Source organism: Pseudomonas sp. LFM046, assembly GCF_000949385.2.
Taxonomy (GTDB): Bacteria; Pseudomonadota; Gammaproteobacteria; order Pseudomonadales; family Pseudomonadaceae; genus Metapseudomonas.
In genome coordinates, this window is record NZ_JYKO02000001.1 from 3,941,508 (window position 1) to 3,959,721 (window position 18,214).

General features: G+C 65.5%; 15 protein-coding genes. 6 read left to right on the forward strand and 9 right to left on the reverse strand.

Annotated elements, in window-relative coordinates; all coding sequences use genetic code 11:
- Positions 1 to 2: 2 nt before the first annotated feature.
- Entirely contained in the window at positions 3 to 1,481 is a 1,479-nt protein-coding gene (locus TQ98_RS18195) for a TAXI family TRAP transporter solute-binding subunit (protein ID WP_044870313.1), read from the forward strand.
- Positions 1,482 to 1,586: 105 nt separating this feature from the next.
- On the opposite strand, the gene TQ98_RS18200 is transcribed toward TQ98_RS18195, so the two are convergent.
- Positions 1,587 to 2,282: a lipopolysaccharide kinase InaA family protein gene (locus TQ98_RS18200; RefSeq protein WP_044870314.1), complete on the reverse strand. Its 696-nt coding sequence runs from the start codon at positions 2,280 to 2,282 to the stop codon at positions 1,587 to 1,589.
- Between the two features lie 223 nt (positions 2,283 to 2,505).
- Here TQ98_RS18200 and TQ98_RS18205 point away from each other — a divergent pair, with 223 nt between their 5' ends.
- Entirely contained in the window at positions 2,506 to 2,850 is a 345-nt protein-coding gene (locus TQ98_RS18205; protein WP_003458371.1) for a cupin domain-containing protein, read from the forward strand.
- Between the two features lie 55 nt (positions 2,851 to 2,905).
- Here the strand turns inward: TQ98_RS18205 and TQ98_RS18210 are convergent, their stop codons facing one another.
- From TQ98_RS18210 to mtnA, 8 genes are all read right to left on the reverse strand, one after another.
- Positions 2,906 to 3,703 carry an SDR family oxidoreductase gene (locus TQ98_RS18210; RefSeq protein ID WP_044870315.1) on the reverse strand — a complete coding sequence of 266 codons (798 nt, stop codon included), beginning with the start codon at positions 3,701 to 3,703 and terminating at the stop codon, positions 2,906 to 2,908.
- 182 nt (positions 3,704 to 3,885) lie between these two features.
- Positions 3,886 to 4,569 carry a (d)CMP kinase gene (cmk, locus tag TQ98_RS18215; protein ID WP_044870316.1) on the reverse strand — a complete coding sequence of 228 codons (684 nt, stop codon included), beginning with the start codon at positions 4,567 to 4,569 and terminating at the stop codon, positions 3,886 to 3,888.
- On the reverse strand, positions 4,566 to 6,809 hold the full coding sequence (locus TQ98_RS18220) for a bifunctional prephenate dehydrogenase/3-phosphoshikimate 1-carboxyvinyltransferase (protein WP_177410185.1): 2,244 nt from the start codon (positions 6,807 to 6,809) through the stop codon (positions 4,566 to 4,568). Before TQ98_RS18220 ends, cmk begins: the two co-directional genes overlap by 4 nt.
- A complete protein-coding gene (hisC, locus tag TQ98_RS18225; protein WP_044870317.1) occupies positions 6,802 to 7,914 on the reverse strand; it encodes a histidinol-phosphate transaminase in 1,113 nt (370 codons plus the stop codon). The genes TQ98_RS18220 and hisC overlap by 8 nt, the downstream gene beginning before the upstream one ends.
- 79 nt (positions 7,915 to 7,993) lie before the next feature.
- Positions 7,994 to 9,100, reverse strand: coding sequence for a prephenate dehydratase (gene pheA / locus TQ98_RS18230; RefSeq protein ID WP_044870318.1), 1,107 nt, complete (start codon positions 9,098 to 9,100; stop codon positions 7,994 to 7,996).
- Positions 9,100 to 10,185 (reverse strand): 3-phosphoserine/phosphohydroxythreonine transaminase, encoded by a 1,086-nt coding sequence (gene serC / locus TQ98_RS18235; RefSeq protein WP_044870670.1) that lies wholly within the window; start codon positions 10,183 to 10,185, stop codon positions 9,100 to 9,102. The genes pheA and serC overlap by 1 nt, the downstream gene beginning before the upstream one ends.
- A gap of 98 nt (positions 10,186 to 10,283) precedes the next feature.
- Positions 10,284 to 13,058: a DNA gyrase subunit A gene (gyrA, locus tag TQ98_RS18240; protein WP_044870319.1), complete on the reverse strand. Its 2,775-nt coding sequence runs from the start codon at positions 13,056 to 13,058 to the stop codon at positions 10,284 to 10,286.
- A gap of 243 nt (positions 13,059 to 13,301) precedes the next feature.
- On the reverse strand, positions 13,302 to 14,378 hold the full coding sequence (mtnA, locus tag TQ98_RS18245) for an S-methyl-5-thioribose-1-phosphate isomerase (RefSeq protein ID WP_044870320.1): 1,077 nt from the start codon (positions 14,376 to 14,378) through the stop codon (positions 13,302 to 13,304).
- Between the two features lie 112 nt (positions 14,379 to 14,490).
- Between mtnA and TQ98_RS18250 the strand changes: the two genes are divergently transcribed.
- Genes TQ98_RS18250 through TQ98_RS18265 form a run of 4 tightly spaced genes read left to right on the forward strand, consistent with a single transcriptional unit; the run spans position 14,491 to position 17,981 of the window.
- Complete coding sequence (locus TQ98_RS18250) at positions 14,491 to 15,816, forward strand: TRZ/ATZ family hydrolase (protein ID WP_044870321.1); 1,326 nt, start codon at positions 14,491 to 14,493, stop codon at positions 15,814 to 15,816.
- A 21-nt stretch (positions 15,817 to 15,837) separates the two neighbouring features.
- A complete protein-coding gene (gene ubiG, locus TQ98_RS18255) occupies positions 15,838 to 16,536 on the forward strand; it encodes a bifunctional 2-polyprenyl-6-hydroxyphenol methylase/3-demethylubiquinol 3-O-methyltransferase UbiG (protein WP_044870322.1) in 699 nt (232 codons plus the stop codon).
- A 5-nt stretch (positions 16,537 to 16,541) separates the two neighbouring features.
- Entirely contained in the window at positions 16,542 to 17,213 is a 672-nt protein-coding gene (gene mupP, locus TQ98_RS18260) for an N-acetylmuramic acid 6-phosphate phosphatase MupP (protein ID WP_044870323.1), read from the forward strand.
- 27 nt (positions 17,214 to 17,240) lie between these two features.
- On the forward strand, positions 17,241 to 17,981 hold the full coding sequence (locus TQ98_RS18265) for a YciK family oxidoreductase (RefSeq protein ID WP_044870324.1): 741 nt from the start codon (positions 17,241 to 17,243) through the stop codon (positions 17,979 to 17,981).
- Positions 17,982 to 18,214 lie beyond the last annotated feature (233 nt).

Genomic DNA, 18,214 nt, shown 5'->3' on the forward strand with positions numbered 1-18,214 from the left:
CCATGCTCCGCGCCCTCTTGCTCGGCCTGCTGGCGTTGTCGCTGGTGGCCTGCTCCAAAGGACCCGACCAGGCCACCCTGGAAACCGAGGTGCAACAACGCCTGCAACAGGCCTTTGGCACCGGCGTGGTCAGCCTTGCCAGCCTCGACCGGCGCGGCTCGGCCACTGATGCCAATTCCCCGCCCGGCGAAAAGCGCCTGGTGATCTATTTCGACAGCAGCCTGAAGGTGGAGCGCGACCAGGACTTCGGCTCCTGGGATTCCCCCGGCGTCGCCAGCCTGATCAGCGCACTGGGCGCGGGGCCGCGCGGGCTCTCCGGCATCCGCAATGAAGGCAACAGGAAGGGGGACCTGCTGAGCGCCCACGGCAGCCTGATCTACCGCCAGGCCGAAGGCGGCTGGCAGGCGGTGGTGCCCCAGGGCTTCAAGGCGCCGCCTGCACCGGAGACCATCGAACCGGGCGTAGGCCAGACCCGCGAGCAACTGGTGTCGGCCATTGGCACCGCGCTGAACCTCGCTCCCGGGGGCACGGGCATGAAGGAGCGCGCCATCATCTCCGACGAACTGGCCCGTTCCCTGAGCAATATCCAGGGCCGCCTGAGCCGTCTGCAGAAAGGCTTCCCACTGGCCGGGGGACCGGCCTCGGGGCAGTACGCGCGGCTTGCCCAGGCCATGGCCAGCCTGATGCAGCCCAAGGGCATCCAGCTGACACCGCTGACCACCGAGGGTGGCCTGGACAACCTGCGCCTGCTGCGCCAGGGCGATGTGGTGCTGGCCCTGTCCCAGAGCGACATGTCGCAGCTCGCGGTCAACGGCGGCGGCCCCTTTGCGGGAACGAGCCCCTACACCGGCCTGCGGGCCTTGGCCAGCCTGTACCCCGAGCCGGTGCATGTGCTGGTGCGAGGGGATGGACCGGTGCGCGATATCGCCGGACTGCGGGGCAAGCGGGTGAACCTCGGCCAGCCGGGATCGGCCTCGCGGGACACCGCCATCGCCGTGCTGGCCGCCCATGGCATCCCCCTCGGCGACCTGGCCGAAACCACCAGTCTGGACCTGCAGCAGGCGCTGACCGCCATCCGCGACGGCCAGCTGGACGCCACCCTGCAGGTGATCGGCGCCCCCGCCGACAACATCCGCGCCGCCAGCGAAGCCATGCAGTTGCGTCTGCTGCCCCTGGACGAAGCCGCTATCCATAAGCTGGAGGCCAGTCGTCCGGGCACCTTCGCCATGCAGGTGCCGGCAGCGACCTACCCCAACCAGGCCACCTCCGTACCCACCATCGCCGTCAGCGCCCTGCTGCTCTGCGATGACCAACTGAGTGCGGTGGAGGTCGAGCAACTGGTGGACCAGCTCTTTGCCCCGGACAACGACTGGCTGGCCGCCGGCAGCATCCAGGGCGAGCAACTGTCGAAGGCCAACGCCCGGCGCGGCCTGGCCATTCCCCTGCACGAGGGGGCATTGCAGGCGCTGGATAAGCAGTGACGGCCGGACGGCAGGATCGATGGGTATCGCTCCGCGATACCCATCCTACAAACTGTGTCCCCCGGCTGAACACATGGCGCACCCTAAGGTAAGTCGGGTGCCCGCCTAAGGCGCGTAGTCACTCTCCATCACATCCCGATACGCCGTGACGAAGGCTTTCCAGTCCTCGTCCGGCATGGGTTTGCGATGCTGTTTGAATTGTTCGAAATCGTTCTTCGAGGCGCTGTGGGCCGTGATCCGATGGCTGCTTTTCGCCAGGCCGAGCAGCGCGACTTCCACGGTCTTCTCCCGCTCACCGGTGACCTTGACGAAGATGTTCTTCGGGTAGAGCCGGCCATGCTCCCAGCCACCGCGGTGCATGCGCCCGATGGTGTTGGCCAGTTGCTGGATCATCTGTTGCCGAAGGTCGGCGGAAATCGGCTGGGCGTACCAGTCTTCCAGGCAGATGAAGCCGTCCAGGCTTTCGGTGATCAGCAGCGCCTGCCATTCGGTCTCGGTCTTGCGCGCGGCGCTGTACACCACCTTGGGCACGCGGACGCCCAGCTTCGCCAGGGCCTGCATGGCCTGGAGTTCGTGGAGGATGGTGGGTTGGCCGAAGGGGTGACCCAGCGAGCGGTGGAAGTGGTTGATCTGGCGTTTGCTGTAGAGCACCTGGCCGTCCGGGGCATGCAGGCGCTGGATACCGCTTTCGCCGCTGAAGAGCTGGTCCTGGGAGTCGAACCACTCGCCGTAGGTATCCCACCATTTGTCGAAGCTGCCATCCGAGACGGCGTCACCGTGCCTGAACCACTGGGTGTTCATCAGAGCACCTCTCATGGAGCCATCCGCTCCACCGGGTTACTGCCGAGGCAACCCTCCGGGGCCGCCGCCTGAGGCTGGGAACCGGGCCTCTGGAATTCAACTTAGCGCCCTTTTGCATCTTTTGCCGCGCGCATACAGGCACCTGGGGGTCGAAACCAGACAACTCCCGGCAGGGCATTAGACCTAAGGTGACGGACCTTTCATCAGATCGTTTGGAGCTGAAATGTCCGACTTCATCACCGTTCTGCGCGAAACCTGCCCCACGCCTGTCGTGGATGCCACCAAGTGGAAGCGCATCGGCGGCGATCCGCACACCGTGAACCTCAATGCCTACCTGTCCAAGGACGGCAGCAAGATCATGGGCACCTGGATCTGCACCCCCGGCAAGTTCGAGGTGAACTACGAGAAGTGGGAGTACTGCCACTTCCTCGACGGCTACTGCATCATCACCCCGGAAGGCGAAGAGCCGAAGCACCTGAAGGCCGGCGACGTGTTCGTGATCGAGCCCGGCATGAAGGGCACCTGGGAAGTGGTGGAGACGGTGCGCAAGTACTTCGTGTTTGCCTGAACACCGCATCCATAAAAAAGGCCGGGCATATGCCCGGCCTTTTTTGTTTGCCTGATCAGGCCTTGTAGCGATCGGCCGCCTTGGACAGCGACAGGTTCGGCGCCATGTGGAAGCGCGCGGCGGTGAAGCGGTCCCAGTCGCCCTTGTCCGGCAGCGCGGGAATGGTCACCAGTTCGCCCTGGTCCAGGCCGGCCAGCGCAGCATCCACCATCTCGCCCACTTCCATGAGGATTTCCTGCGGGATGTTCCCGATGCCGGTGCCCGAGCGTTCCCAGATTTCCGTGCGGGTCGCCCCCGGCAGCACCACCTGCACGCGCACGCCCTTGTCTCCCACTTCCTTGTTCAGCGACTGGCTGAGGTTCAGCACGAAGGCCTTGGTGCCGCTGTAGGTGCCATTGAACATTTCCGGCGCCAGGGCCAGTACCGAGGCGATGTTGATCACGGTGCCGCGGCCCTGGGCAACGAAGTTGGCGGCGGCGGCCGCGGCAAGGTGGGTCACGGCCACCACATTGAGCTGGATCATGGCGTCGAAGCGGTCCAGGTCGGTGTCCAGCAGGCTGCCGCTGATGGCCACGCCGGCGTTGTTCACCAGCACGCTGATGGACGCATCGCTGCGCAGGCGCTGGGCCACGCGGGTCAGGTCGGCCTTGTCGGTCAGGTCGGCCTTCATCACTTCCACCGCTACGCCGGCCCGCTCACGCAGTTCTGCCGCCAGGGCTTCCAGACGGGCCTGATCACGGGCGACCAGCAGCAGGTCATGGCCCCGCTCCGCCAGGCGCTTGGCATAGGTGGCGCCGATGCCGGTGGATGCGCCGGTGATCAGGGCAACGCCTTGGTGCTTCTGTTCGCTCATGGTTCTGTCTCCAGGGGAAGAGGCTTGGGAATCAAGCGGTGGAGTTAAATTACACACATAATATTACGTACGCAATATATCTCACCCACCCGTTCGTCGCTACGACCGGTTGGTGGCTCTTGAGGGAACAATCAAAAAAAAACCGCAGTCGGTGACTGCGGTTTCTTTGGTACGGCGCGGACTCAGTCGTCCAGGCCGAGGGCGGCAAAGGCCTTGAGGATGGCTTCCTGGACTTCGTCGATGCTGAGGCTGGTGGAGTCGAGGAGGATCGCGTCCGGGGCCGGCTTCAGCGGTGCGACGGAACGCTGGCTGTCGCGCTCGTCACGTTCCTGGATTTCCTTCAGCAGGGAGGCCTGGTCGGCTTCCATGCCCTTGCCCTTGAGCTGCAAGTAACGGCGACGGGCGCGTTCTTCAGCGCTGGCGGTGAGGAAAATCTTCAGCTGTGCCTCAGGGAACACCACGGTGCCCATGTCGCGGCCATCGGCCACCAGGCCGGGGGCTTCGAGGAAGGCACGCTGGCGTTGCAGCAGGGCTTCGCGCACCGCCGGCAGCGCGGCGACCTGGGAAGCGCCGGCACCGACCTGTTCGGAACGAATCACGTCGGTAACGTCTTCGCCTTCCAGGACGATGCGCTGGCCGCCTGCGGTGGCGTTGAACTGGACGTCCAGATGCGCCGCCAGAACCTTGAGGGCTTCCTCATTGGTCAGGTCGACGCCGTGGTTGCGCGCAGCGAAGGCCAGCAGGCGGTACAGGGCGCCAGAATCCAGCAGGCGCCAACCCAGACGCTTGGCCAGCAGGCCGGCGACGGTGCCCTTGCCGGAACCGCTGGGTCCGTCGATGGCGATTACGGGCAGGTTGGCGTTCATGCCTTGCCCTCTTCCGCTACACGGATGCCAGTCTGGGCCGCGAGGCCGAGGAAGTTCGGGAAGGAGGTGGCGACGTTGGCGCAGTCATGGATGCAGATCGGCGCGCTGGCGCGCAGCGAAGCCACGCTGAAGGACATGGCGATACGGTGGTCGCCGTGGCTCCAGACTTCGCCGCCACCCATGGGGCCGCCTTCGATGACGATGCCGTCCGGGGTCGGCTCGGCTTTCACGCCCAGGGCGATCAGACCGTCGGCCATCACCTGGATGCGGTCGGATTCCTTCACCCGCAGTTCTTCAGCGCCGCGCAGCACGGTGCGGCCTTCGGCGCAGGCAGCGGCGACGAAGAGCACGGGGAATTCGTCGATGGCCAGCGGGACCAGGTCTTCAGGGATGTCGATACCCTTCAGCTTGGCGGCGCGGACGCGGATGTCGGCCACCGGCTCACCGCCGACTACACGCTGGTTTTCCAGGGTGATGTCGCCGCCCATCAGCTTGAGGATGTCGATCACGCCGGTACGGGTCGGGTTGATGCCGACGTGCTCCAGCACCAGTTCGGAGCCTTCGGCGATGCTCGCGGCCACCAGGAAGAAGGCTGCCGAGGAGATGTCGGCAGGCACTTCGATACGGGAAGCGCTGAGCGTGTGGCCGCTCTCGACGGTGGCGGTGTTGCCGTCCACCTTCACCGGGTAGCCGAAGCCTTGGAGCATTCGCTCGGTGTGGTCGCGGGTCGGTGCCGGCTCGGTAACGGCGGTTTTGCCGGCGGCATAGAGGCCGGCGAGCAGCAGGCAGGATTTCACCTGGGCGCTGGCCATGGGCATTTCGTAGCTCATGCCGGTCAGGCGCTGGCCGCCACGGATGGTCAGCGGCGGACGGCCTTCGGCGCCGGTTTCGATCACCGCGCCCATTTCGCGAAGCGGCTTGGCCACGCGGTTCATCGGACGCTTGGACAGCGAGGCGTCGCCGGTCAGGGTGGTGTCGAACGGCTGGGCCGCCAGCAGGCCGCTGAGCAGGCGCATGGAGGTGCCGGAGTTGCCCAGGTAGAGCGGGCCGGGCGGCGGCTTCAGGCCATGCAGGCCGACGCCGTGGATGGTCACGCGGCCGTGGTGCGGCCCTTCGATGACCACGCCCATGTCGCGGAAGGCCTGCAGGGTCGCCAGGGCGTCTTCGCCCTCGAGGAAGCCTTCGACTTCGGTGGTGCCTTCGGCCAGGGAGCCGAGCATGATGGAACGGTGAGAAATGGACTTGTCGCCCGGTACGCGAACACGTCCGGCGAGTTGGCCACCCGGCTGCGCCAGGTAAATCAGGTCGTTGTTGTGCATGGCGTCCACATAGGCCCTGCGGGCCAGAATTTTACTGAAATGCTCGCGGGCGAAGCGGGCGCGGGTGAACACGCCCAGCAATTCATGCCCGTCCCCAGCGTCGACCGCGCCGCGCAGGGCGTCGAGGTCGGCGCGAAATGCGTCCAGGATGCGCAGCACGGCGTCGCGGTTGGCGAGGAAGATGTCGTGCCACATCACCGGGTCGCTGCCGGCGATTCGCGTGAAGTCGCGGAAACCGCCAGCGGCGTAACGGAATATCTCCAGATTCTCGCTGCGCTTGGCCAGCGAGTCGACCAGCCCGAATGCCAGCAGGTGCGGCAGGTGGCTGGTCGCTGCGAGCACCTCGTCGTGGTGCTCGACGTCCATATGTTCAACGTCCGCACCCAGGGCGCGCCAGAGCTTGTCGACGCGCTGCAGGGCAGCGGAATCGGTGTTCTCCACCGGTGTGAGGATCACCTTGTGGCGACGGAACAGGCTGGCGTTGGCCGCCTCCACCCCGCTCTTCTCCGAGCCGGCAATCGGGTGACCGGGAACGAAGCGCGCCGGCATGCCGTCGAAGACCCGGTGCGCCGCGCGTACCACGTTGCCCTTGGCGCTGCCGACATCAGTCAGCACGGCGTTGCCCAGGTCGAGCTTCGCCAGGTCCCCGAGGAGCTTTTCCATGGCCAGGATGGGCACCGCCAGCTGGATCACGTCGGCACCGTGGCAAGCCGCGGCGAGGTCACGCTCGCAACGGTCGACCACGCCGGTTTCGACGGCGATGCGGCAGGACTCCTGGTCCTTGTCGACACCCACCACTTCGGCGAACAGGCCCTTTTCGCGCAGCCCCTTGGCGAACGAACCGCCAATCAGGCCGAGGCCGATCACCACCAGGCGCCCGAAGATAGGCGCGCCCTGTTGCACGGGCATGACATCAGCCACGGTCGAGCACCTTGGCCAGAGCCTCCAGGCAGCGGGCGTTCTCTTCCGGCAGGCCGATGGAGACGCGCAGGAAGGTGGGCATGCCATAGCCCGCCACCGGACGCAGGATCACGCCTTCACGCAGCATGGCCTGGTTGATCGGCGCGGCGTCGCGGCCGAAATCGACGGCGATGAAGTTGCCCTTGGAGGGAATCCACTTCAGGCCAAGGGCGCGGAAGCCCTCCTCCAGCTGGACCATACCGGCGTCGTTGACGCGGCGGCTTTCGGCCAGGTAATCGGCGTCATCCAGCGCTGCGCAGGCGGCGGCCAGGGCCAGGCTGTTGACGTTGAAGGGCTGGCGAACGCGGTTCAGCACGTCGGCCACCTGGGCGCTGGAGAGGCCGTAGCCCACGCGCAGGGACGCCAGGCCATAGGCCTTGGAGAAGGTGCGGGAAACCAGCAGGTTCGGATAACGGGCCAGATAGTTAAGGCCATCGGGCAGTTCTTCGCCCTCGGCGTATTCGATGTAGGCCTCGTCCAGCACCACCAGGACGTTTTCCGGCACCTTGGCGAGGAAGTCTTCCAGCGCCGCCGGGCCGAACCAGGTGCCGGTGGGGTTGTTCGGGTTGGCGATGAACACGACGCGGGTATTGGCATCGATGGCCGCCAGCATGGCCGGCAGGTCGTGGCCGAAGTCCTTCGCCGGAACCACCTTGCCAGCGGCGCCGACGGCCTGGGTGGCGATGGGGTACACGGCGAAGGCGTGCTCGCTGAACACGGCGTTCAGGCCCGGCGCCAGGTAGGCGCGGGCCACCAGGTCAAGGATGTCGTTGGAGCCGTTGCCCAGGGTGACCTGCGCCGGGGTCACGCCGCAGCGCTCGGCCAGGCGGCGCTTGAGTTCAAAACCGTTGCCATCGGGGTAGCGGGTCAGTTCGGCCAGTTCATTACGAATCGCTTCGAGCGCCTTGGGGCTCGGGCCGAGCGGGTTCTCGTTGCTGGCCAGCTTGATGATGCCGGCCGGATCGAGGTTCAGCTCGCGGGCCAGTTCATCCACCGGTTTGCCGGGTACGTAGGGCGAAAGTTTCTGCACGCCCGGTTGGGCAAGGGCGAGGAAGTCACAACTCATGGATTCAGCCTCAACTACGGGCTAGGGGCCGCCATGGCGCGCCCCAACCCAGGCTGGAGCGCGACGGCCCGTCGCGAATTCAAAGCACCGCTTTGGGGTAGGAACCCAGCACCTTCAGGGCAACGGCTTCCTGGTTGATCTTCTCCAGCACGTCCTTGATCAGCGGGTCGCGGTGGTGCCCTACGAAGTCGATGAAGAACACGTAGGTCCACTTGCCGCTGCGGGACGGGCGGGTCTCGATGCGGGTCAGGTCGATACCGTTGTTGTGGAATGGCACCAGGAGTTCGTGCAGGGCGCCCGGCTTGTTGCGCATGGAGACGATGATGGAGGTCTTGTCGTCGCCGGTGGGCGGCACTTCCTGGCTGCCGATGATGAGGAAGCGCGTGGAGTTGTCCGGGCGGTCCTCGATCTTCTCGCAGAGCTTGGTCAGGCCATAGAGGCTGGCCGCCATGTCACCGGCGATGGCCGCCGAGTTCCACTCGCTCTTCACCCGCTTGGCGGCGTCGGCGTTGCTGGAAACGGCCACGCGCTCGACATTCGGGTAATGGGCGTCCAGCCACTTGCGGCACTGGGCCAGGGACTGGGCGTGGGAGTAGATGCGGGTGATGTTGTCGGTCTTGGTGGTTTCGCCCACCAGCAGGTGGTGGTGGATGCGCAGCTCCACCTCGCCACAGATCACCATGTCGTGTTCGAGGAAGCTGTCGAGGGTGTGGTTCACCGCGCCCTCGGTGGAGTTCTCCACCGGCACCACGCCGAAGTTGACCGCACCAGCGGCCACTTCGCGGAACACTTCGTCGATGGCGGCCATCGGCGAGCTGACGACCGCGTGGCCGAAATGCTTGAGCGCCGCGGCCTGGGTGAAGGTGCCTTCCGGGCCGAGGTAGGCGACCTTGAGCGGCTGCTCAAGGGCCAGGCAGGAGGACATGATTTCGCGGAACAACCGCGCCATCTCTTCGTTGTCCAGCGGGCCCTGGTTGCGCTCCATGATGCGCTTGAGGACCCAGGCCTCACGTTCGGGGCGGTAGAAGACGGGCTTCTCGCCTTCGGGCAGGGACGCCATCTTCACGCGCGCCACGTCCTGGGCGCAGCGAGCACGCTCGCTGATCAGCTCGAGGATCTTCTCGTCGAGGCTGTCGATGCGCAGGCGCAGCGCCTTGAGTTCTTGCTCGGAAAGTACACCCGTCATCAGCCGTGCTCCTTCTCGAACTCCGCCATGTAAGCCACCAGCGCTTCGACTGCATCGAGGCCGACGGCGTTGTAGATGGAAGCGCGCATGCCGCCCACGGAACGGTGGCCCTTGAGGTTCAGCAGGCCGCGGGCGTCGGCGCCGGCAAGGAATTCCTTGTCCAGGCGTTCGTCGGCCAGGCGGAACGGAACGTTCATCCAGGAGCGGGCGTTGTGGGCGATCGGGTTGGTGTAGAAGTCGCTCTTGTCGATGTAACCGTAGAGCAGTTCCTTCTTTGTCTTGTTGCGTTGCTCCATGGCATCGACACCGCCCTGCTCCTTCAGCCACTCGAACACGAGGCCCGAGAGGTACCAGGAGAAGGTTGCCGGGGTGTTGTACATGGAGCCGTTATCGGCGGCGATCTTGTAGTTGAGCATGGTGGGGCAGTTGGCGCGGGCACGACCGAGCAGGTCTTCGCGGACAATCACCACCACCAGGCCGCTCGGGCCGATGTTCTTCTGGGCGCCGGCGTAGATCAGGCCGAAGCGGGAAACATCGATCGGACGGGAGAGGATGTCCGAGGACATGTCCACCACCAGGGGCACGTCACCCACTTCCGGAATCCAGTCGAACTGAAGGCCGCCAATGGTTTCGTTGGAGGCGTAGTGCAGGTAGGCGGCGTCCTTGGACAGCTGCCACTCGTTCTGGCCGGGGATGGCGAAGTAGTCGTAGGGCTTGGCGCTGGCGGCGACGTTCACGCGGCCGAAGCGACTGGCTTCATCGATGCTCTTCTTCGACCAGATGCCGGTATCGATGTAGTCGGCAACAGCGTTTTCCGGCAGCAGGTTCAGCGGAATCTCGGCGAACTGCTGGCTGGCGCCGCCCTGGAGGAACAGCACCTTGTAGTTCGAGGGAATGGACAGGAGATCGCGCAGGTCCTGCTCGGCCTTTTCGGCGATGGCAACGTACTCGTCGCTGCGATGGCTCATTTCCATGACGGAAAGGCCCTTGCCTTGCCAGTCGAGGAGTTCCGCCTGGGCGCGTTGCAGAACAGCTTCCGGAAGCGCGGCCGGGCCGGCGCAGAAGTTAAAGGCTCGCTTGCTCACATCCATTCTCACTGGGTAGTGCGGGGGCACCAGTGCCCCCGCCGATTGTTACCTACCGAATGGACAGGCCGGCGACGGCCTGCCCGTTTCTACAACTGTTACTCGTCGCCAGCCGGCTGGGCGTCGTCCTGCTGAACATCGACCGCCTCGGCATCGGCCACGGCGTCAACGACGTGCTCTTCGCCTTCCAGCTCTTCGTCTTCGTCGCCGCCGGACGGCTCCTGGACGCGTTCCAGGCCGACCAGGGTCTCGTCCTTGGCCAGCTTGATCAGGGTCACGCCTTGGGTGTTACGGCTGGAGCTGGAGACTTCGTCCACGCGGGTACGCACCAGGGTGCCCTGGTCGGAAATCAGCATGATTTCCTCGCCGTCCTGCACCTGTACGGCGCCGACCAGCTTGCCGTTACGCTCGTTGGTGACCATGGCGATCACGCCTTGGCCGCCGCGACCGCGACGCGGGTAGTCTTCCAGCGGGGTGCGCTTGCCGTAGCCGCGCTCGGAAGCGGAGAGGATCTGCGCGCCCGATTCCGGGATCAGCATGGAGATCAGCCTCTGGCCTTCCGGCAGACGCATGCCGCGTACGCCACGGGCGGTACGGCCCATGGTGCGAACGTGCTTCTCCTTGAAGCGGATCACCTTGCCGCCGTCGGAGAAGAGCATGACTTCCTTGGCACCATCGGTGATGGCGGCCGCGATCAGGGTGTCGCCGTCTTCCAGCTTCAGGGCGATCAGGCCAGCGGTACGCGGCTTGCTGAACTGCACCAGCGGAGTCTTCTTCACGGTGCCGAACGCGGTGGCCATGAAGATGTAGGCGCCGGTGGGCTCGTCCTGCTCGTCGTCGAGGTCAGCGCTTTCATCGTCGCCACCTTCGGCTTCGACGACTTCGCCTTCGATCACCACGCCTTCGTTTTCTTCCAGGTCCTCGTCGGCGCCTGCGCTCTGCTGTAGGGCTTCCAGGTCGATCTGGAGCATGGCGGTGATGCGCTCGCCTTCATCCAGCGGCAGCAGGTTGACCAGCGGGCGACCGCGCGCGGTACGCGAGGCTTCCGGGATTTCGAAGGTGCGCAGCCAGTAGACCTTGCCCTTGCTGGAGAACAGCAGGAGGGTGGCGTGGCTGTTGGCAACCAGCAGGTGTTCGATGTAGTCCTCGTCCTTCACCCCGGTGGCCGACTTGCCCTTGCCGCCACGGCGCTGGGCCTGGTAGGCGGCCAGCGGCTGGGACTTGGCGTAACCGCCGTGGGAGATGGTGACGACGCGCTCTTCCTCGGTGATCAGGTCGGCGATGGTCAGGTCCACCTGGGACGCGACGATCTCGGTACGGCGGGCGTCGCCGAACTCGGCTTTCACCTTCTCCAGCTCTTCGCGGATGACTTCCATCAGGCGCTCGGGGCTGGTCAGGATGCGGATCAACTCACCGATCAGGTTGAGGATTTCCTGGTACTCGGCCAGCAGCTTCTCGTGCTCCAGGCCGGTCAGGCGGTGCAGACGCAGTTCCAGGATGGCCTGGGCCTGCTCGGGGGACAGGTAGTACTTGCCGTCGCGCAGGCCGTACTGCGGGTCCAGGTCTTCCGGACGGCAGGCATCGGCGCCGGCGCGCTCGACCATGGTTTCCACCGCGCTGGATTCCCAGGGGGTGGCGATCAGGCGTTCCTTGGCTTCGGCCGGGGTGGGCGAGGCTTTGATCAGCTCGATCACCGGGTCGATGTTGGACAAGGCAACGGCCTGGCCTTCGAGGATATGGCCGCGTTCGCGAGCCTTGCGCAGCTCGTAGACGGTCCGGCGAGTCACCACTTCGCGGCGGTGACGGATGAACACCTCGAGCATGTCCTTCAGGTTCAGCGTGCGCGGCTGGCCATCCACCAGGGCCACGACGTTGATACCGAAGACGCTCTGCATCTGGGTCTGGGCGTAGAGGTTGTTCAGCACGACCTCGCCCACTTCGCCACGGCGCAGCTCGATCACCACGCGCATGCCGTCCTTGTCGGACTCGTCGCGCAGCTCGGTGATGCCTTCGAGCTTCTTCTCCTTGACCAGCTCGGCGATCTTCTCGATCAGGCGCGCCTTGTTCAGCTGGTAAGGCAGCTCGGTGACGATGATCTGCTGGCGACCACCGCCCTTCTCCATGTCCTCGATTTCGGCGCGGGCGCGGATATAGATGCGGCCACGGCCGGTACGGTAGGCCTCGATGATGCCCGCGCGGCCGTTGATGATGCCGGCGGTGGGGAAGTCCGGACCCGGGATGTACTGCATCAGTTCATCGACCGAGAGCTCGGGGTTCTCCATCAGCGCCAGGCAGCCGTCGATGACTTCGCTCAGGTTGTGCGGCGGGATGTTGGTGGCCATGCCCACGGCGATACCGCTGGAACCGTTGACCAGCAGGTTCGGGATCTTGGTGGGCATGACCGCGGGGATCTGCTCGGTGCCGTCGTAGTTGGGCACCCAGTCCACGGTTTCCTTGTCCAGGTCGGCCAGCAGCTCGTGGGCCAGCTTGGACATGCGCACTTCGGTGTATCGCATGGCCGCGGCGTTGTCGCCGTCCACCGAACCGAAGTTGCCCTGACCATCCACCAGCATGTAGCGCAGCGAGAAGGGCTGGGCCATGCGGACGATGGTGTCGTACACCGCGGTGTCGCCGTGCGGGTGGTACTTACCGATCACGTCACCGACCACACGGGCGGACTTCTTGTAGGGTTTGTTCCAGTCGTTGCCCAGTTCGCTCATCGCGTAGAGGACGCGACGGTGCACTGGCTTCAGGCCGTCGCGCGCGTCCGGCAAGGCGCGCCCGACGATCACGCTCATCGCGTAGTCGAGGTAGGACTGTTTCAGCTCGTCTTCGATATTGACCGGGAGGATTTCTTTGGCCAGTTCGCCCATGAGAAGCCTGGTTCCTTTTTCTGATGAAACTCCGCCCCGCTCGTCCTGAACGGCGCGAAGCTCGTCACTGCGGCCTGATGCGGCAGCGACTCACGACAAATCAACGAGTTAAGCCAAGGATCTGTGCAATTTGGCCGCCTCGATGGAGGGGCGGCAATAACTGCCGGAGCTTATCACAGTCACCGCCTTGCACCTACCCCGCCGGGCGGCCTGCCGGCAGGGTGAAATTGCCGCACCGATGGCTCAGTGCAGACGCTTGCGACACATCAACTGAGCCATCTTCGCGGCGTCGGGGCGCTCGACCACACCCTTCTCGGTCACGATGGCATCAATCAGATCAGCCGGGGTCACGTCGAAGACCGGGTTGACGGCATGGACCTCGGCCGCGACACGGCGACCACCCAGGTCCAGCAACTCGGAGCCGTCACGCTCCTCGATCGGGATGTCATCGCCGCTTTCCAGGGACATGTCGATGGTGGAACTGGGCGCCACCACCATGAAGCGCACGCCGTGGTGCATGGCATTGACCGCCAGTTGATAGGTACCGATCTTGTTGGCCACGTCGCCATTGGCGGTGATCCGGTCGGCACCGACGATGACCCAGGTGATCCCGGCGGTCTTCATCAGGTGGGCGGCCGCAGCGTCGGCATTGAGACTTACCGGCACGCCTTCGTTGGCCAGTTCCCAGGCCGTCAGGCGCGCGCCCTGCAGCCAGGGGCGGGTTTCGTCGGCGTAGACCCGCTCCACCAGGCCATCCAGATGGGCAGCACGGATCACCCCGAGGGCAGTGCCGAAACCGCCGGTGGCCAGGGCGCCGGTATTGCAGTGGGTCAGCAGGGCCTGGGGGCTGCCCTGATGCTTGCGGATCAGCTCCATCCCGAGCTGGGCCATGGTCAGGTTGGCTTCGCGGTCGCTCTCGTGGATGGAAATGGCCTCGGCTTCCAGGGCCTGCAGCGGTGTTTCGCCGTCTTTCAGCCGCTCCAGGCGCTCGCGCATGCGATTCAATGCCCAGAACAGGTTGACCGCCGTCGGCCGGGATTCGGCCAACACCTTGAGGTCCGCTTCCAGCGCTTCGCGCCAGTCGCCGCCGGCCGCAAAACGGGTTCGCGCACCCAGCACCACGCCATAGGCGGCACTGATGCCGATGGCCGGCGCGCCGCGCACCACCATCTGGCGAATGGCCTGGGCCACGCCTTCGGCGGTGTCATAGGCCAGCCAGGTTTCCTCGGCCGGCAGCAGGCGCTGATCGAGCAGATGGAGCACGCCGTCGCGCCAGTCGATGGCCTTGACCTTCTCGGCCGCTAACAGTTGTTCACGCATCGACTACCTCGCCGTCCATAACTCGCGGAAAAACCGCAGATTATAGCGAGCCGGAGCCCATCTGGCTCGGGTATACTGCCGCCACTTCATTTTGCGCCCAGGATGCGCCGCCATGCCCAGCCCCACCGCCCCGCTCGACCTGCTCCTGCTCCCGTCCTGGATAGTCCCGGTGGAACCTGCCGGCGTGGTGCTGCGGGATCATGCGCTGGGCATTCGCGACGGCCGTATCGCCTTGCTGGCGCCTCGGGACGTGGCGCTGCGCCATGAAGCCCGCGAACGCCGCGAACTGCCGGGCATGCTGCTCGCCCCTGGTCTGATCAACGCCCATGGCCACGCCGCAATGACACTGTTCCGTGGACTGGCCGACGACCTGCCGCTGATGACCTGGCTACAGGAACACATCTGGCCCGCCGAGGCCAAGTGGGTCGATGAGACGTTCGTCCGGGACGGCACCGAACTGGCCGTCGCCGAACAGATCAAGGGCGGCATCAGCTGCTTCTCGGACATGTACTTCTTCCCGGCCCAGGCCAGCGCTGTCATTCACGCCACCGGAATCAGGGCTCAACTGGCCATCCCGGTGCTGGACTTCCCCATCCCCGGCGCCGCCGATGCCGCCGAAGCCATTCGTCGTGGCGTCGAACTGTTCAGCGACCTCAAGCACCACCCGCGCATCAAGGTCGCCTTCGGCCCCCACGCCCCGTACAGCGTCAGCGACGACAATCTGGAGAACGTCCGCGTGCTGGCCGAAGAACTGGACGCCGGCATTCACATGCACGTCCAGGAAACCGCCTTCGAAGTCCAGCAGAGCCTCGAACTGCGCGGCGAGCGCCCCATGGCGCGACTGGCCCGCCTCGGCCTGCTGGGCCCGCGCTTCCAGGCCGTGCACATGACCCAGGTGGACGACACCGACCTGGCCCTGCTGGTGGAAAGCAACAGCAGCGTGATCCACTGCCCCGAATCCAACCTCAAGCTGGCCAGCGGCTTCTGCCCGGTGGAACGCCTGTGGCAGGCCGGCGTGAACGTGGCTGTCGGCACCGATGGCGCGGCCAGCAACAATGATCTGGACCTGCTCGGCGAGACCCGCACCGCCGCCCTCCTGGCCAAGGCCATCGCCGGCTCCGCCAGCGCCCTGGATGCCCATCGCGCCCTGCGCATGGCTACCCTCAACGGCGCGCGAGCCCTGGGGATCGACCAGGACACCGGCTCCCTGGAAGTCGGCAAAGCCGCCGACCTGGTGGCCTTCGATCTTTCCGGGCTGGCCCAGCAACCGGTCTATGATCCGGTTTCCCAACTCATCTATGCCACCGGGCGAGACGCGGTGCGGCACCTCTGGGTCGACGGCAGGCAACTGCTGGACGACGGCCGCCTGACCCGCCTGGACGAAGAGCGCCTGGGCGCTACCGCCCGCGCCTGGGGCGAGCGCATCGCCGGCCACTGAATTCTGTTTCGAGGACATCCCATGACCAACGTCGATCACGCCGAAATCGCCAAATTCGAGGCCCTCGCCCACCGCTGGTGGGACCGCGAGAGCGAATTCAAGCCCCTGCACGACATCAACCCGCTGCGGGTCAACTGGATTGACGAGCGCGCCAAGCTGGCCGGCAAGAAGGTGCTGGACGTCGGCTGCGGCGGCGGCATCCTCAGCGAATCCATGGCCCAGCGCGGCGCCACCGTCACCGGCATCGACATGGGCGAAGCGCCCCTGGCAGTCGCCCAGCTGCACCAGCTGGAATCCGGCGTACCGGTGGAGTACCGCCGCATCACCGCCGAGGCCCTGGCTGCCGAAATGCCTGGCCAGTTCGACGTGGTCACCTGCCTGGAAATGCTCGAACACGTGCCGGACCCGGCCTCGGTGATCCGCGCCTGCCATACCCTGGTCAAGCCGGGCGGCCAGGTGTTCTTCTCCACCATCAACCGCAACCCCAAGGCCTATCTCTTCGCCATCGTCGGCGCCGAGTACATCATGGGGCTGCTGCCTCGCGGCACCCACGACTTCAAGAAATTCATCCGCCCCTCCGAGCTGGGCGCCTGGAGCCGCGCCGCTGGCCTGCAGGTCAAGGACATCATCGGCCTGACCTACAACCCGCTGACCAAGCACTACAAGCTGGAAGCCGACGTCGACGTCAATTACATGATCCAGACCCTGCGCGAGGAGTGATTGGCATGCGACTCAGAGCGGTACTTTTCGATATGGACGGCACCCTGCTCGACTCGGCGCCGGACTTCATCGCCATCTGCCAGGCCATGCGCGCCGATCGGGGCCTCGCGCCCATGGACGACAAGGCGATCCGCGACGTTGTGTCCGGTGGCGCCCGCGCCATGGTTGCCACTGCCCTCGACATGGACCCGGAAGCCCCGGATTTCGAGCCCCTGCGCCTGGACTTCCTCGAGCGCTACCAGAACCACTGCGCCGTGCTTACCCGCCCTTTCGACGGCATCGACGAACTGCTTGCGGATATCGAGCAGGCCAAGCTGATCTGGGGCGTGGTGACCAACAAGCCGGTGCGCTTTGCCGAACCCATCATGGAGCAACTCGGCCTTGCCGGACGCTCCGCCGTGCTGATCTGCCCCGATCACGTGAAGAACAGCAAGCCAGACCCGGAAATGCTGCTGCTGGCCTGCAGCAAGCTGAATCTGGACCCGGCCAGCGTGCTCTTCGTCGGTGACGACCTGCGCGACATCGAGTCCGGCCGCGCTGCCGGCACCCGCACCGCAGCGGTCAGCTACGGCTATATCCACCCGAGCGACAACCCCGCGCACTGGGGCGCCGACGTGGTGGTCAACCATCCCCTCGAACTGCGTGCCGTGCTCGACCGCGCGCTGTGTTCCTGCTGAGCTGCACGCTCGCCGAAGGAGAATCAGATGTTCCAGTATTCCGCCCGCCCCGACCTGCTCAAGGACCGGGTCATCCTGATCACCGGTGCCGGTCGCGGCATCGGCGCCGCCGCCGCCAAGACCTTCGCCGCCCACGGTGCCACCGTGCTCCTGCTGGGCAAGACCGAGGCCAGCCTGAACGCCGTCTATGACGAGATCGAAGCCGCCGGCTACCCGCAAGCCGCGGTGATCCCGTTCAACCTGGAAACCGCCCAGCCGCACCAGTACGACGAGCTGGCGGCCACGCTGGAAGCCGAGTTCGGCCGCATCGACGGCGTGCTGCACAATGCGTCCATCCTGGGGCCGCGCACCCCGATCGAGCAGCTGTCCGGCGAAAACTTCATGCGCGTCATGCAGGTCAACGTCAACGCCATGTTCATGCTGACCAGCACCCTGCTGCCGCTGCTGAAGCTGTCCCAGGACGCCTCCGTGGTCTTCACCTCCAGCGGCGTCGGCCGCAAGGGTCGCGCCTACTGGGGCGCCTACGCGGTCTCCAAGTTCGCCACCGAGGGCCTGATGCAGGTCCTGGCCGACGAAGTGGATGGCATTGCCAACGTGCGTTCCAACAGCGTCAATCCCGGCGCCACCCGCACCAGCATGCGCGCCCAGGCCTACCCGGGTGAAAACCCTGAAAACAATCCGGAACCCGCCGAGATCATGCCTGTCTACCTCTATCTCATGGGGCCGGACAGCACCGGTGTGAACGGCCAGGCTTTCGACGCGCAATGATCTCCCTCCGCGGCGGTCATTCGACCGCCGCAGCCCCCGCCATTTTTCCGGCGGCTCCTCCCTGTGAACGGCATCACATTGCCATGATTTCGCCATCAGTCCGGCAAAAGCTTGCCGCACGGACCGGCAACATTCATCTAAGCGATTGAAATAAAAGCGGTTTTCAAGGGCTGCGAACTCCTGGCACGAAAATAGCTCTATGCCTGGTGTCGTCGCATTTTGCGTCAGAGGTT

What these genes read in the sequence shown, in the direction of transcription:
- TQ98_RS18210 (WP_044870315.1), bottom strand. Translation starts at nt 3,703, where the DNA reads ATGAGCGAACAGAAGCACCAAGGCGTTGCCCTGATCACCGGCGCATCC.
- ubiG (WP_044870322.1), top strand. Translation starts at nt 15,838, where the DNA reads ATGACCAACGTCGATCACGCCGAAATCGCCAAATTCGAGGCCCTCGCC.
- mtnA (WP_044870320.1), bottom strand. Translation starts at nt 14,378, where the DNA reads ATGCGTGAACAACTGTTAGCGGCCGAGAAGGTCAAGGCCATCGACTGG.
- cmk (WP_044870316.1), bottom strand. Translation starts at nt 4,569, where the DNA reads ATGAACGCCAACCTGCCCGTAATCGCCATCGACGGACCCAGCGGTTCC.
- TQ98_RS18195 (WP_044870313.1), top strand. Translation starts at nt 3, where the DNA reads ATGCTCCGCGCCCTCTTGCTCGGCCTGCTGGCGTTGTCGCTGGTGGCC.
- mupP (WP_044870323.1), top strand. Translation starts at nt 16,542, where the DNA reads ATGCGACTCAGAGCGGTACTTTTCGATATGGACGGCACCCTGCTCGAC.
- TQ98_RS18200 (WP_044870314.1), bottom strand. Translation starts at nt 2,282, where the DNA reads ATGAACACCCAGTGGTTCAGGCACGGTGACGCCGTCTCGGATGGCAGC.
- hisC (WP_044870317.1), bottom strand. Translation starts at nt 7,914, where the DNA reads ATGAGTTGTGACTTCCTCGCCCTTGCCCAACCGGGCGTGCAGAAACTT.
- gyrA (WP_044870319.1), bottom strand. Translation starts at nt 13,058, where the DNA reads ATGGGCGAACTGGCCAAAGAAATCCTCCCGGTCAATATCGAAGACGAG.
- pheA (WP_044870318.1), bottom strand. Translation starts at nt 9,100, where the DNA reads ATGACGGGTGTACTTTCCGAGCAAGAACTCAAGGCGCTGCGCCTGCGC.
- TQ98_RS18265 (WP_044870324.1), top strand. Translation starts at nt 17,241, where the DNA reads ATGTTCCAGTATTCCGCCCGCCCCGACCTGCTCAAGGACCGGGTCATC.
- TQ98_RS18250 (WP_044870321.1), top strand. Translation starts at nt 14,491, where the DNA reads ATGCCCAGCCCCACCGCCCCGCTCGACCTGCTCCTGCTCCCGTCCTGG.
- TQ98_RS18205 (WP_003458371.1), top strand. Translation starts at nt 2,506, where the DNA reads ATGTCCGACTTCATCACCGTTCTGCGCGAAACCTGCCCCACGCCTGTC.